The sequence below is a fragment of the Streptomyces sp. NPDC017202 genome (genome assembly GCF_044331705.1).
Taxonomy (GTDB): domain Bacteria; phylum Actinomycetota; class Actinomycetes; order Streptomycetales; family Streptomycetaceae; genus Streptomyces.
The window spans coordinates 10,876-24,182 of the sequence record NZ_JBIRNP010000020.1 but is presented as its reverse complement, the minus strand read 5'-3'; the positions used below and the strand labels follow the sequence as shown (position 1 = coordinate 24,182).

Here is a 13,307-nt window from a genome sequence, read left to right as displayed (position 1 = left end):
CGTCCCCCTCCCGTCCGTCTCAGCCGGCCCCGGGGCGCCCGCTCTCCACCTGGGCCCGCACCTGCTCGGGCGTCAGATAGGTGTCGGTGTACTCGAAGTCCTTCAGCTTGGCGGGCCGCCGGGCCTGGAAGCCGGTGCGGACGAAATCGTCGCCCGCGACGGCGTTCAGCGTCCAGTTCGTCAGGACGCGCGCCTTGGCCACTCCGGTGCGCAGCGCCCCCCAGTGGTACCCGCGGGCCACCAGCTGCGCGGGCAGCCCGTGCAGTTCGATGCCGAGCGGCTTGGACACGGCGTCGGTGCCGCCGAGATCGACCACCAGCCCGAGGTCCTTGTGCGCGTACGGCCGCATCTCCTGGCCGCGCAGACGCGCGATGACGTTGTCGGCGGCGACCTTGGCCTGCCGCATCGCGTGCTGGGCGGTCGGCGGGCAGACGGCGCCCTCCCCGCCCTTGGCCTCGTCGGGGACGGCCGCGGCGTCGCCGAGCGCGAACACCCCGTCGTGGCCGGGCAGGTCCATGCGCGAGGTGACCGCGAGCCGTCCGCGGACCGTCTCCGCGCCGAGCGTGGCGATCAGCGGGCTCGCCACGACCCCGGCGGTCCAGATCAGCGTGCGGGTCGGCACCACGCGGCCGTCGGTGAAGGTGACCTCCTCGGGCCCGGCCTTGGCGATGGACACCCCCAGCGACACCTCGATGCCCCGCCTGCGCAGCACCTCCTGCGCGCTGCGCCCGAGCTTGTCGCCGAGTTCCGGCATCAGCTTGGGTGCGATGTCGATCAGGTGCCACTTGATCAGGCTCGGGTCCAGCCTGGGGTAGCGCTTGACCGCGTTGTGGGTGAGCAACTGGAGACAGGCGGCGGTCTCGGTGCCGGCGTAGCCGCCGCCGACCACCACGAACTGGAGCCGTGCGGCCCGCTCGGCGGGGTCGTTGCTGGCGTCGGCGAGGTCGAGCTGGCTGATGACGTGGTCGTGGAGGTAGGCCGCCTCCGCGAGCGTCTTCAGGCCGAAGGCGTGGTCGGTCAGCCCCGGGATGTCGAAGGTGCGGGTGACGCTGCCGGGTGCCAGCACGATGTGGTCGTACGGCTCGTTGACGATCTCGTCGGTGATGGTGCGGATGACGCAGACCTTCGACCGCAGGTCCACGCCGATGGCTCCGCCGGGGATGATCCGGGTGCGGTACTTCCTGCTGCGGCGCAGCGACAGCGCGATCGACTGGGGGGTCAGCACCCCGGAGGCGACCTGCGGCAGCAGCGGCAGATAGAGCTGGTAGGCGAACGGTGTCACCAGGGTGACGTCGGCCTCCGCGGCGGCGAGTCTGCGTTCCAGGCGTCGGACGCACCCCACTCCCGCGAAGCCCGCGCCCACCACCAGGATCCTGGGTCGTGTCACGATGTCCATCCCTTTCTGCGGCTCCAGGCGGTCTGCCTCGACGTTGTGCGGGTGCCCGCCGGACGGCCTCTTCGCACACCGCCGATCCCACCGCGACCGAAGCGGTTGCGCCAGCCGGACGGAGCATGCAGACGAACGTCCCTTCCGGTGCCCCGTGGTACCCGCACACGGCCGGTGTACGCCCCGGTCCTTCCCGCCGCGCGGCCGGCGCGAGGCGCAGCCGGTGCCGGCCTCCTGTGACGGGGGCGACGGCCGGCGGACGGCGGACCCGCCGCCGTCAGCCCGCCCGCACCGTCGCGCCGGCGGCGCTGTCGATGTGGCACAGCAGCAGACACACGTCGTCGTCCCGCTCGGAGTCGCTCAGCATCGGGTCCAGGATGCGGTCGGCCGCGCCGTCGAGGTTCGCGTCCAGTTCGCCGGTGCGGAAGGAGCCGAGGGCCGCCGCGAGCCGTTCGATGCCCGGGTCTATGCCCTGCGCGCGCCGCTCGACCAGCCCGTCGGTGTAGAGCGCCAGCGTCGACCCGGGCACCAGGGGCACCGTGTGGTCGGCGATCTCCTGGTGCAGCGGGATGCCCAGCATCGCCCCCGGCTTGGCGTCCAGGGTGCGCACCCGTCCGTCCGGGCCGCGCAGCACGGGCGGCGGATGCCCCGCGGCCGCCCACGTCAGCACCGGCTCCCCGGGCTGGAAGCGGGCGATGACGGCGGTGGCGTACAGGTCGGGCTGGAGGTGGTGCAGGAAGGTGTGCAGCCGGGTCAGCAGCACGCCGGGGCTGCCGCCGTCGACGGCGTAGGCGCGCAGCGCCGTGCGCAGCTGGCTCATCATGACGGCCGCGTGCAGTCCGTGGCCGGTGACGTCGCCGATGACGGTGATGAGGCTGCCGTCGGGCTGCCGGAACGCGTCGTACCAGTCGCCCCCGATGTTCAGCCCGTACGTCGCCGGCAGGTAGCGGGCCGCCAGGCGCAGGCCGGGAGTGGTCGGCAGCTCGGTGAGCAGGGCCCGCTGGAGGGTCTCGGCGATGTCCCGGTTGTGCTCGAAGCGGCGCGCGTTGTCCAGCGCGATGCTGGCCCGCCTGGTCAGTTCGATCAGCATGACGGCGTCGTCGGGGTCCCAGCGCTCGCCCGGCGGCGTCAGCGTCAGCACGCCCAGGGGCGCACTGCGGGTCGGCAGCGGGACGCACAGCAGCGGCCGGTCGGGGTGCAGTGCCGACGGCGGCCGGTCGTCGACGCCGGGCAGCCCGCCGGGATGCCGGGCGGAGTACTGGGGGCGGCCGGTCCGGGCGGCGACCACCGCGGCCGCCGGGCGCGGTGCGGAGGGCCGCCGGTCGTCGTCCATGTCGAAGAGCCACACGTCGACGGCGCGCGCGTACTCGGGCACCAGCAGCTCGGGCAGCCGGCGCACGATCTCCTCGTGGTTGAGGGACGCCGTCAGCACCACGCTGGCGTCCGCGAGGAACGTCAGCCTGCGCCGGGCCCGCTCCGCCTCCTGGCGGGCCGCGCGCTCGGCGGCGAACGCCTCGCGCTGGGCCCGGCCGGCCGCGTCCAGCTCGGCGTGCAGCGCCAGGACGCCCTGGTTGGTCTGGTGCAGCTCGTCCCGGTGGAAGGCGACCAGCTCCTCCTGCTCGGCGAGCCGCTCCAGCACCAGGGCGGTGTCCTCGTCGGCGCCGAGCAGGGCCTCCGCGAGCACACCGGTGTCGTCCGCCACCCCGGCGGACACCGAGGGGTCGGCCGGCTCGGGGCAGGGCACGCCGAAGTGCCACGGCGGCTCCGCGGTGGCGGGCAGCGGGGCGACCTCGACGCGCAGCAGACCCTCGGCCGACTCCAGGCCGAGCCGCCAGCTGCCACCCTTGGTCAGGCACTGGCGCAGCCGCCCGCTGAGCGCGGCCGCCAGCCGGGTCCGCTCCAGCGGCACGACGCCGTACGCCGCGGCCAGCCGCGCCGCGGCGATCCGGGCGCGCGCCGCGTCGGTGACGGTGGTGATCTGCCAGGTGCGCATCATGGGCGGTCCGGCGGGGTCGGGGACAGGACGGCCACGGCGGTGTCGTCACGCACCGGGCGGGCGGAACTGCTGGTGTCGCGCACGATCACCGCCGCCGTCACCGCGGGGTCGGCCGTCGCGAGCCGGGGACCGGCGGGCGGCACCCAGCGGCTGGGCAGCCCGTCGCTGTGCAGGACCAGTAACCGGTCGGCGGCCCAGGGCACCATGGTCTCCGGCAGCCTCGTGGGGCGGTGCACGCCCACGATGCCGGGCCGGGAGAGCAGATGACGCCAGGAGTCGCCCTCGCGCAGCCGCGCCCCCACGTTGCCGATCCCGGCGAACCGCAGCCGTTCGGACGGTACGTCGAGCTGCGCCACCGCGACGGCGGCGCCCCGCGTGCCGCGCAGCGCGGCGTCCAGGCGGTGCAGGATCTCGGCGGGCGGGAGGTGGGCGCCGCGGTGCAGCTCGTCCACGGCGGCGGTGGAGGCGCGGGCCGCCTCCGGGCCGTGGCCCAGCCCGTCGGCGAGCATCAGGGTCAGCAAATCGCCGGCCCGCACCCAGGTCCAGGCGTCCCCCGAGTACGCGGCGCGGGCGAGGGGGATGTTCACCCCGCCGGCCCGGGCGGGCGCCGGATCGTCCGGGTCGGTCCGCGCGGCGGCGCCGAGCCGGGCCAGCGCGACCGTGCCGCGCCCCGGCGCGCTGTGCAGGTCGAAGCCGTCGGAGACCCGCCGGCACGTCCCCAGTCCGGCGCCCAGCGAGCCGGCCGTGGAGAACCCGTCGCCGAACGCGGCCGGTACGTCGGCCATGCCCGGACCGTGGTCCACGGCGGTTATCTGCACGACGACCCCGCCCCGCCCGGCCGGCGGGGGGACGAGGTCGACGAGCAGCTGGCCGCCGCGGGCGTGCTTGAGCAGGTTGGTGGCCAGCTCCGTGGCCACCAGCGCGGCCGCCGCCGTGCGCTTCCCGTCCAGGCCGACGAGCGCCGCGGCCTCCTCGGCGGCCACCCGCGCGTCCCGCACGCGCGTCGAGTCGTGCACCGGCACGTCCCACACCCGGGGCATCAGGACTCCTCGCGCGGCCGGGGCGTCCGGGCCGCCCAGGAGGCCACGGTGATCGTCGTACCGGCACCGGGCGTGCTGTCGATGGCGAACTCGTGCACCAGCCGCCGGGCGCCGCCCAGACCCATGCCCAGCCCGCCGCCGGAGGTGAAGCCGTCCCGCAGGGCCTGTTCCACGTCCGGGATGCCGGGACCGGAGTCGGAGAACACCAGCCGCAACCCCTGGGCCCGGCCGTCGGTGAGCGGCACCGTCCGCACCTCTCCGCCCCCGCCGTACACCAGCGTGTTGCGGGCCAGTTCGCTGGCGGCCGTGACCAGCTTGGTCTGTTCCACCAGGCCGAAGCCGAGCGCGGCGGCCGCCTGCCGCACATGCTGCCGTACCCACACCAGGTCCAGATCGGAGCGGATCGGCAGGCGGGTCTCGACGCCCGCGGCCGTCCCGCTCACCGACGCTCCCGGCGTGGGCCGCCGGCCGGCGTGGCGTCCGCCCGCCCGAGGAGTTCCAGGGCCGCTTCCGTGCTCAGCGCGGTCCGCAGGCCCGGCAGCGTCAGCCCGAGTTCCACCAGGGTGAGCGCGACCGCGGGCCGCATCCCGGCCACCACGGTCTGCGCGGCCAGCAGCCGGGCGTTGGCCGCGATCTCGGCCAGCACCCGTCCGAGGAAGGAGTCGACGATCTCGACGCCGGAGATGTCGATGACCACACCGGTCACCCGGCTGCGGGCGATCGACTCCACGATGTCCTGCCTGAGCTGCTCCGCCGTACCGTCGTAGAGATCTCCCTGAAGGGTGACCAGCAGGACGTCGCCCAGCCTGAGCACCGGTACGGGGGCCCCGCCGACGCGGGAGAAGTCGTCGTTCACCGCGGGCCCGCACCGCCGGGTGCCGCCTGCACGATGTCGGCGCCCAGCCCGTGCAGGGCGTAGGCCAGGGCGTCGGCGAGACCGGCCCGCGTGATGACGGTGCCGAGGTCGAGTCCGAGGTGCACCATGGTCTGCGCGATCGCGGGCCGGATGCCCGAGACGACGCACTCCGCGCCCATCAGCCGTACCGCCGCGACGGTCTTCATGAGGTGCTGCGCGACCAGCGAGTCGACCGTCGGCACCCCGGTGATGTCGAGGATCGCGTACCGGGCCTGCTGGTCGACGACCGCCTCCAGCAGGGTCTCCATCACGACCTGGCTGCGCGCGCTGTCGAGCGTGCCGATGAGCGGGACGGCGACGATGCCGTCCCAGAGCCTGATGACCGGCGTGGCGACCTCCAGCAGCTGCGTCTGCTGCCGGTCGATGAGGGACTGGACCTCCGTCAGCGCGGTCTCCATGACGACGAGCCGCAGGGTCCCCATCAGGACCGTCAGGATCTCCGTGCACTCCCGGACGTGGTCCGCCGGCGCGTCCGGCAGATCGGCGACGAGCAGTTTCACGACCGGCGCCCGCAGGGCGTCCACCTCGCCGGAGACCTGCGACGTGCTCATCCCGGACCGGGCACGGGAGGCGGCCATCCGCGCCAGCTGCTCGCGCACGACGGTGAAGCCGGCGCTGTCGGAGTCCTCCACCCGCCCGGAGGCGGTGACCTGGGCCAGGGCGTCCACGACGCTCCGGCCCGCCTCCGCCGCCTCGTCGCGCGACACGGTGAACACGGCGCGGAACAGGGGTTCGTCGGCCCAGCGCTGGGCGATCTGCTCCCGGCGGCGGCTCAGGAAGGCCCCGACCTCCTCCGTCGGTGTCTCCTGCGGTGCGGCCGCTTCTTGCTCCGGCACTGCGTCACTCCTTTCTGCTCCTGCCGTGGCGCACCGGAAACCGGCCGGTGCGCGACGGTGTTCGTCCGTGGCGGCCGGACGCGCGCCGCGACACCGCGGCGCCCGCCGCCGGCCTCGCTCACTCTCTTGCCCGCCCCACATAGTTGTCAAATGGCAACTGTCGGCCCGGCGTCGGCCGCGTCCCCGGAGGCGCACGGGGTGCACGCGGGGTGCGGCCGGGCCGGGCCGGCCGGGTCCTACGGGGCCTCGGGCGACGGCTGCATGCGGTCGATGAGGGCCAGGGCGTCGTCCACCTTGTCGGAGATGGGGACGGTGATGCTGACGCCGGTGAGATCCAGGACCCGGCGCACGGCGGGTGTCGGATCGATCACATGCACGCTGCCGGGCAGTTCCCGCGCCTCTTGGTACACGCGCAGGATGATGTTCATGCCGGAGGAGTCCATGAACGGCACCGCCGACAGGTCCAGCAGGAAGTGGCGCCTGCCGTGATGGAGCTGGTTCGCCAGATGGGCCTGGAACTCGGTCGCGGTGTCGAGGTCCAGATGACCCTCGACCGTGACCAGGGCCACGTCCTCGCGGGGCAGGGTGACCTCGACGGACAGCGGGTTCTGGGCAATGGACACGAGTACCTCCGAAAACTTACGGTCCGGGCTCTGCGCACCGGCGGACGGCTGCGCCGCGCGGCCGGAACCCCGGCGGACCGGCGGCGCGCCGGCTCGGCCCGCGCACCGCACTCACCACCTGCGGATCCCGGCCTCACGCCGCGCACCGGCGGATACCCCCGAACGGGAGGGACATGCCTCCTCGGCCGGGTGAACCGTGCGCGGCCGTCCGGGGCCCGTCCGACGCGATCCGCCGGACAGGCCCTAACCGAGCCTGATGCCCACGATGCAGGTGTCGTCGTCCGTGTCGGACCTGCTGTGGGTGAGCAGCCGGTCCAGCTGCTGTTCCAGCGACGGCAGCGCCGAGCGCGCCTGGCTCAGCAGCTGCGTCAGCGACTCCTCCACCGACCGGTCCCGCCGCTCTATGAGACCGTCGGTGTACATCAGCAGCGTGTCGTCCGCCGCCAGCTCGATCTCCGCCTCCTCGTACGACGTCTCCGGTACGGCGCCCAGCAGCATCCCGCTCAGCAGCGGCAGCGCGGCGGCACCCGAGCCGCGCACCAGCACCGGCGGCAGATGGCCCGCCCTGGCCCACCGCAGGGTGCGCCGCACCGGGTCGTACAGCCCGCACACCGCCGTCGCCGTGACCGCGCCCGTCAGATGGTGGGCGACGATGTTCAGCCACGACAGCAGCTGGCCCGGACCCGCGCCGGTCACCGCCAGACCGCGCAGCGCGTTGCGCAGGACGACCATGCTGGTCGCCGCCTCGATGCCGTGCCCGGCCACGTCGCCGACGCACAGCAGCACCAGCCGGGACGGCAGCACGACGGCGTCGTACCAGTCGCCGCCCACGAGGTGCTCCTCCTCGGCCGGCCGGTAGCGGACCGCCACCTGGAGGCCCGCCATGTCCAGCGGCGCCCGCGTGGGCGGCATGATCGCGTTCTGCAGCTGGAGCGCCAGCCGGCTGCGCTCACTGGCCTGCTGCTCGGTCTGGACGAGCTGGTCGCGGGTGGCGGCGAGCGCCACCTCCGTCCAGTGCTGGGAGGAGATGTCCTGGTACGCGCCGCGCACGGACACCAGCTGGCCGTCGGTGTCCAGGACCGGCTCGGCGACGATGCGCACGTGCCGGGTCACCCCGTCGGGCCGCTGGAGCCGGAAGGCGGCGGACGCCGGACGCAGGTGGTGCAGCAGGGTGCGCAGGAAGCGGCCGATGGGCACCGCGTCGTCCGCGTGGGCGTGGGCCCCCAGCTCCTCGAGCCGCACCGGAGGGCTCGACGGTTCCCGCCCGTACAGCGCGTACAGCTGTCCGTTCCACGTCGTCTCGCCCGTGAGGACGTTCTCCTCGAAACCGCCGATCCGGCCGAGGCGCTGGGCGTGCTGCAACAGACTCGCCAGCCGTGCCGTCTCGTCCTCGATGCGCCAGATGAGCAGCACGCAGGTGCCGTGCCGGCTGATGCTCAGGTCCGCGACCGCCGACAGCGGCACCTCGTCGACGAGCGCGGTCAGGCTCATGCGGCGGGCCCGGAACGGTTCACCCGTCGCGTGGACCCGCTCGATGCGCTGGAAGAGGTCGCTGTCGCCGGCCGCCATCGGGTAGGCCTCCAGCAACAGGGCGCCGTTGACCACGGCCCGCGGCCGGCCCGCCGGGTCGAGGAAGTGGTCGTTGACGTGCTGGATGCGGAAGTCCACCAGCCGCCCCGCCGCGTCCACGACCGGTACGAGCACCAGCGCCGGGTCGTGCAGTCCGTCCGCGAGGTCCATCAGCTCGGCGGCGTCCGGCAGCACCCGCGGCTCCCGGTCGGCGGCCTGGGCGTGGGGGTACGCCTGCAGCGTGTGCGCGCACAGCTCCGCGAGCGCCTCCACCTGGCGCACCACCTGGGGCGACTGCGGCTCCAGGAACGACGGCCAGGCGATCTCCAGGACACCGTGGATCCGGCCGCCGGTCCCGGCGGGAACGGCGACCCGGCCGCCCTCGGGGTGGGCCTGGCGGCCGATGGTGGGCAGCCCGGTCTGCGCGAGCGAGCCGATCCACTGGCCCGCATGCTCGGTGAGGCCGAGCCGGGCCACGGTGGCGACGTCCGGCGGGACGTAGTGCCAGCGGGCGGCCTCGACGGGGGCGAAGCCGGCGCTGCCGGCGAGGGTCAGCGAGCCGTCGGAGCCCGCCGCCCAGATCGCCACCGCCACCGCGCCCAGTGGTTCCAGCGCGTGCTGGAGCAGAGAGTCGGCGACGGCCTGCGTGTCCTGGGCCGCCAGCGCCCCGCTCTCGGCCGCCCGCAGCCGCACGGCCGCGGACTCGTCGGCCGCCACGTGCCCCGTGACGGCCGCCAGGAAGGCGTCGGTGACCTCGGAGACCCGGTCCCTGGCGGCCTGGTTGATGACGTCCACCGCGAACTCCAGCGGTGTCGTCCCCGCCTGCCCGGCCAGCTCGGTGAGCTGGCGGGCCGCCTCCGCGGGCCCGCAGCCGAGCCGCTCCACGAGGATCCCCTTGGCCAGCTCGATCAGCGCCCGCCCCTCGGCCTCGGCCTGCGCCGCCCGCACCTCGCGCCGCAGCCGCTTCACGGTGGCCGCCAGACGTCCGACGGGGGAGGGCTCCTCCTCCCGGCCGGCCGCCGCGGGGGCGTGCCCGCGCACCGTGCCACCGGTGCCCGCGGCCGCCTCCGGGAGCGGTGCGGCGGCCGGGTCCTCGTCGGCCGGCCCGGGCTCGTCGGCGAGGTCCTGCGCCGCACCGGGCGATGCGGGCGGTGCGGGTGACGCGGTCGTACCGCGGGCCGGCGCGACGGGGTGCGCGCCGCGCGCCGTGGCGCGCGGCGCCGGGGACTCGGGCTCGGCCGGCCCGGCCGGACCCCCGGCCCGCTCGGGCTGCTCTTCGGACATGTTCACGGTGCGATGACTCCTCGGCCGGTGCGCCTGGTGCTCGGACGGGCGGGCTGCCCTCAGGCGGTCAGCCAGCGGCGGACGCAGGACATGAGGTCATGGGTGTCCACGGGCTTGGTGACGTAGTCGCTGGCCCCCGAGGCGAGACTCTTCTCCCGGTCGCCCGGCATCGCCTTCGCGGTCACCGCGATGATGGGCAGGTCGGCGTACTGCGGCATGGTGCGGATCTCCGCCGTTGCCGTGTACCCATCCATCTCCGGCATCATCACGTCCATCAGCACCAGTGCGATGTCGGGATGGGCGCGCAGCGCCTCGATGCCCTCGCGGCCGTTCTCCGCGTGCAGCACCCGGATGCCGTGCAGCTCCAGGATCCCGCTGAGCGCGAACAGGTTGCGCGCGTCGTCGTCGACGACGAGGACCGTGCGGCCCACGACGGCGTCGTCGACGGGCTGCGGCGCCACGGGCTGCGGCTCGTCCTGGCGGACCAGGGCGAGGACGTCGCCCGGCTCCTCGGCGGACAGGTGCAGCGTGATGCGCTCCCGCAGTTCGTCGAGGCTCGACAGGAACTCCAGCGGCCGGCCCGCGGACCAGGACCGCAGCGCCTCCTCCTGGGCGAAGTCCGCGCGGTGACCGCTGTGCACGAGCACCGGTACGTTGGCCAGCGCCGAGTCGCCCCGCAGGGCCTCCAGGAAGCGGGACGCCTCCGCGTCGGGCATCCCCAGCTCCAGGACCACGCAGTGGCACGGCTCGGCGGCCAGTGCCCCCGCCGCCTCCTGCGCGCCCACCGCGGTGACGACGTCGACCGGCGGCGGGGTGCCGTCCTCCCGCCCGCCCGCGACGTCGGCCACCACGCTCTCGGCGACCAGCGTCAGCAGCCCGCGCGGCCGTTCCTCCACCACCAGCAGCCGGCGCGGACGCCGGGCCGTCCCCGAGGGCGCGGGCAGGCCCAGCGGGTGTGCGGTGTCCGCCGAGGCCCCGCCGTCGCCGTCGCCGTCGCGCTCCACCGGCCGGCCGCCGGCGAGCACCTCCTCGAAGTCGCCGCGGGCGACCGGCAGGTACAGCGTGAACGTGCTGCCCCTGCCGGGCGCGCTGTCCACCGTCACGGCACCGCCGAGCAGGTGGGCGATCTCCCGGGTGATGGACAGTCCGAGGCCGGTGCCGCCGTACTTGCGGCTCGTGGTGCCGTCGGCCTGCTGGAAGGCCCCGAAGATGGTCTCGAGCTGCTGCTCGGGGATGCCGATGCCGGTGTCCCTCACCCGGAAGGCCACCACCGTGCCGCCGCGGACCACGCCCTCGGGCACCTCCTCCGCGGCCACCGGCTCGATGCGCAGCTCCACGCTGCCCTGCTCGGTGAACTTCACCGCGTTGGACAGCAGGTTGCGCAGCACCTGGCGCAGCCGGGAGTCGTCCGTCAGCAGGTCGGCCGGAGCACCGGCGGCCGTGCTGATCGAGAAGTCGAGGCTCTTCTGCGTCGTCATCGGCCGGAACGTCGCCTCGACGTACTCGATGAGCTGCCGCAGCGGTACCCGCTCCGGGGACACGTCCATCTTGCCCGCCTCGACCTTCGACAGGTCCAGGATGTCGTTGATCAGCTGGAGCAGGTCCGAGCCCGCGGAGTGGATGATGCCCGCGTACTCCACCTGCTTCGGCGTCAGGTTGCGGGAGGGGTTCTGCGCGAGCAACTGGGCCAGGATCAGGAGGCTGTTGAGCGGCGTACGCAGCTCGTGGCTCATGTTGGCCAGGAACTCGGACTTGTACTTCGACGCCAGCGACAGCTGCTGCGCGCGCGCCTCCAGCTCCTGCCGCGCCTGCTCGATCTGGAGGTTCTTCGCCTCGATGTCCCGGTTCTGCGCCACGAGCAGCGAGGCCTTCTCCTCCAGCTCGGCGTTGGAGCGCTGCAGCTCCTCCTGCTGGGACTGCAACTCCGCGGACCGCGCCTGGAGTTCGGCCGTCAACCGCTGGGACTCACCGAGCAGCTCGTCGGTGCGGGCGTTGGCCACGATCGTGTTGACGTTGACCCCGATGGTCTCCCGGAGCTGTTCCAGGAAGTCCCGGTGGATCTCCTTGAACGCGGTGACCGACGCCAGCTCGATGACCCCGAGCACCTGCCCCTCGAACAGGATCGGCAGCAGCACCAGCGCACTGGGCTCCACCTGCCCGAGCCCCGAGGAGACGACGACGTACCCGGCGGGCAGGTCGTCGACCATGATCGTACGGCGGCTGCGCGCGGCCTGGCCGACGAGCGAGCGGCCGAACGGGATCCGGGTCGGGCGGGAGTCGTCGTCGGGGTAGCCGTAGGCACCCACCAGCCGCAGCTCCGGACCCTTGGCGCCCTCCTCGGCGAGGTAGAAGGCGCCGTACTGGGCCGCGACCAGCGGCACCAGCTCGTCCATGATCAGCTCGGCCACCACGGGCAGCTCGCGGTGCCCCTGCATCAGCCCGGAGATCCGGGCGAGGTTGGTCTTGAGCCAGTCCTGCTCCTGGTTGGCGAGCGTCGTCTCGCGCAGGGACCCCACCATCGAGTTGATGTTGTCCTTGAGCTCGGCGACCTCGCCGGAGGCCTCGACCGTGATCGAGCGGGTCAGGTCGCCCTCGGCGACCGCGCTCGTCACCTCGGCGATCGCCCGCACCTGGCGGGTGAGGTTGCCGGCCAGCTCGTTGACGTTCTCGGTGAGGCGCTTCCAGGTGCCGGAGACACCCTCCACCTCGGCCTGGCCGCCGAGGCGTCCCTCGGTGCCGACCTCGCGGGCGACGCGGGTGACCTCGTCGGCGAAGGCGGAGAGCTGGTCGACCATCGTGTTGATGGTCGTCTTGAGTTCGAGGATCTCGCCGCGCGCGTCGACGTCGATCTTCTTCGACAGGTCGCCCTTGGCGACCGCCGTCGTCACCAGCGCGATGTTGCGCACCTGGCCGGTGAGGTTGTTGGCCATGGAGTTGACGTTGTCGGTGAGGTCCTTCCAGGTGCCCGCCACGTTCGGCACGTGCGCCTGGCCGCCGAGGCGTCCCTCGGTGCCGACCTCGCGGGCGACGCGGGTGACCTCGTCGGCGAAGGCGGACAGCGTGTCCACCATGGTGTTGATGACGTCGGCCAGCGCGGCGACCTCGCCCTTGGCCTCCACGGTGATCTTCTGCGAGAGGTCGCCGCGCGCCACCGCGGTGGCCACCTGCGCGATGGAACGCACCTGGCCCGTCAGGTTCGACGCCATCACGTTGACGTTGTCGGTCAGGTCCTTCCAGGTGCCGGAGACCCCCCGGACCGTGGCCTGCCCGCCGAGGTTGCCCGCGGTGCCGACCTCGCGGGCGACGCGGGTGACCTCGTCGGCGAAGGCGGAGAGCTGGTCGACCATCGTGTTGATGGTGTTCTTGAGTTCGAGGATCTCGCCGCGCGCGTCCACGGTGATCTTCTGCGACAGGTCGCCCTCGGCCACCGCGGTGGCCACCTGGGCGACGTTGCGGACCTGGGCGGTCAGGTTCCCGGCCATGAAGTTGACCGAGTCGGTGAGGTCCCGCCAGGTGCCCTTGACGCCCTTGACGTCGGCCTGCCCGCCGAGGCGTCCTTCGGTGCCGACCTCGCGGGCGACGCGGGTGACCTCGTCGGCGAAGGCGGAGAGCTGGTCGACCATCGTGTTGATGGTGTTCTTGAGTTCGAGGATCTC

The 13,307-nt window shown here is 73.9% G+C and carries 9 protein-coding genes; all 9 read right to left on the bottom strand.

Annotated elements, in window-relative coordinates; translation table 11 throughout:
* Nucleotides 1-19: 19 nt before the first annotated feature.
* The gene (locus ACH4N1_RS28315; RefSeq protein WP_398101379.1) at nucleotides 20-1,396 is read right to left on the bottom strand and encodes an NAD(P)/FAD-dependent oxidoreductase; all 1,377 of its coding nucleotides are present in this window, start codon (nucleotides 1,394-1,396) and stop codon (nucleotides 20-22) included.
* Nucleotides 1,397-1,664: 268 nt separating this feature from the next.
* A complete protein-coding gene (locus ACH4N1_RS28310; protein ID WP_398101376.1) occupies nucleotides 1,665-3,383 on the bottom strand; it encodes a PP2C family protein-serine/threonine phosphatase in 1,719 nt (572 codons plus the stop codon).
* Nucleotides 3,380-4,423, bottom strand: a complete 1,044-nt coding sequence (locus tag ACH4N1_RS28305) for a SpoIIE family protein phosphatase (RefSeq protein WP_398101374.1) — start codon at nucleotides 4,421-4,423, stop codon at nucleotides 3,380-3,382. The genes ACH4N1_RS28310 and ACH4N1_RS28305 overlap by 4 nt, the downstream gene beginning before the upstream one ends.
* Nucleotides 4,423-4,866 (bottom strand): anti-sigma regulatory factor, encoded by a 444-nt coding sequence (locus ACH4N1_RS28300; RefSeq protein ID WP_398101372.1) that lies wholly within the window; start codon nucleotides 4,864-4,866, stop codon nucleotides 4,423-4,425. The genes ACH4N1_RS28305 and ACH4N1_RS28300 overlap by 1 nt, the downstream gene beginning before the upstream one ends.
* The gene (locus ACH4N1_RS28295) at nucleotides 4,863-5,279 is read right to left on the bottom strand and encodes an STAS domain-containing protein (RefSeq protein WP_398101370.1); all 417 of its coding nucleotides are present in this window, start codon (nucleotides 5,277-5,279) and stop codon (nucleotides 4,863-4,865) included. The genes ACH4N1_RS28300 and ACH4N1_RS28295 overlap by 4 nt, the downstream gene beginning before the upstream one ends.
* Complete coding sequence (locus ACH4N1_RS28290; RefSeq protein ID WP_398101367.1) at nucleotides 5,276-6,175, bottom strand: STAS domain-containing protein; 900 nt, start codon at nucleotides 6,173-6,175, stop codon at nucleotides 5,276-5,278. The genes ACH4N1_RS28295 and ACH4N1_RS28290 overlap by 4 nt, the downstream gene beginning before the upstream one ends.
* 236 nt (nucleotides 6,176-6,411) lie before the next feature.
* On the bottom strand, nucleotides 6,412-6,798 hold the full coding sequence (locus ACH4N1_RS28285; protein ID WP_366056328.1) for an STAS domain-containing protein: 387 nt from the start codon (nucleotides 6,796-6,798) through the stop codon (nucleotides 6,412-6,414).
* A 243-nt stretch (nucleotides 6,799-7,041) separates the two neighbouring features.
* Nucleotides 7,042-9,651, bottom strand: a complete 2,610-nt coding sequence (locus ACH4N1_RS28280; RefSeq protein ID WP_398101584.1) for a SpoIIE family protein phosphatase — start codon at nucleotides 9,649-9,651, stop codon at nucleotides 7,042-7,044.
* A gap of 59 nt (nucleotides 9,652-9,710) precedes the next feature.
* A partial coding sequence (locus ACH4N1_RS28275; RefSeq protein WP_398101364.1) for a HAMP domain-containing protein occupies nucleotides 9,711-13,307 on the bottom strand: 3,597 nt, incomplete at its 5' end.

What these genes read in the sequence shown, in the direction of transcription:
- ACH4N1_RS28310 (WP_398101376.1), bottom strand. Translation starts at nt 3,383, where the DNA reads ATGATGCGCACCTGGCAGATCACCACCGTCACCGACGCGGCGCGCGCC.
- ACH4N1_RS28305 (WP_398101374.1), bottom strand. Translation starts at nt 4,423, where the DNA reads ATGCCCCGGGTGTGGGACGTGCCGGTGCACGACTCGACGCGCGTGCGG.
- ACH4N1_RS28280 (WP_398101584.1), bottom strand. Translation starts at nt 9,651, where the DNA reads ATGTCCGAAGAGCAGCCCGAGCGGGCCGGGGGTCCGGCCGGGCCGGCC.
- ACH4N1_RS28315 (WP_398101379.1), bottom strand. Translation starts at nt 1,396, where the DNA reads ATGGACATCGTGACACGACCCAGGATCCTGGTGGTGGGCGCGGGCTTC.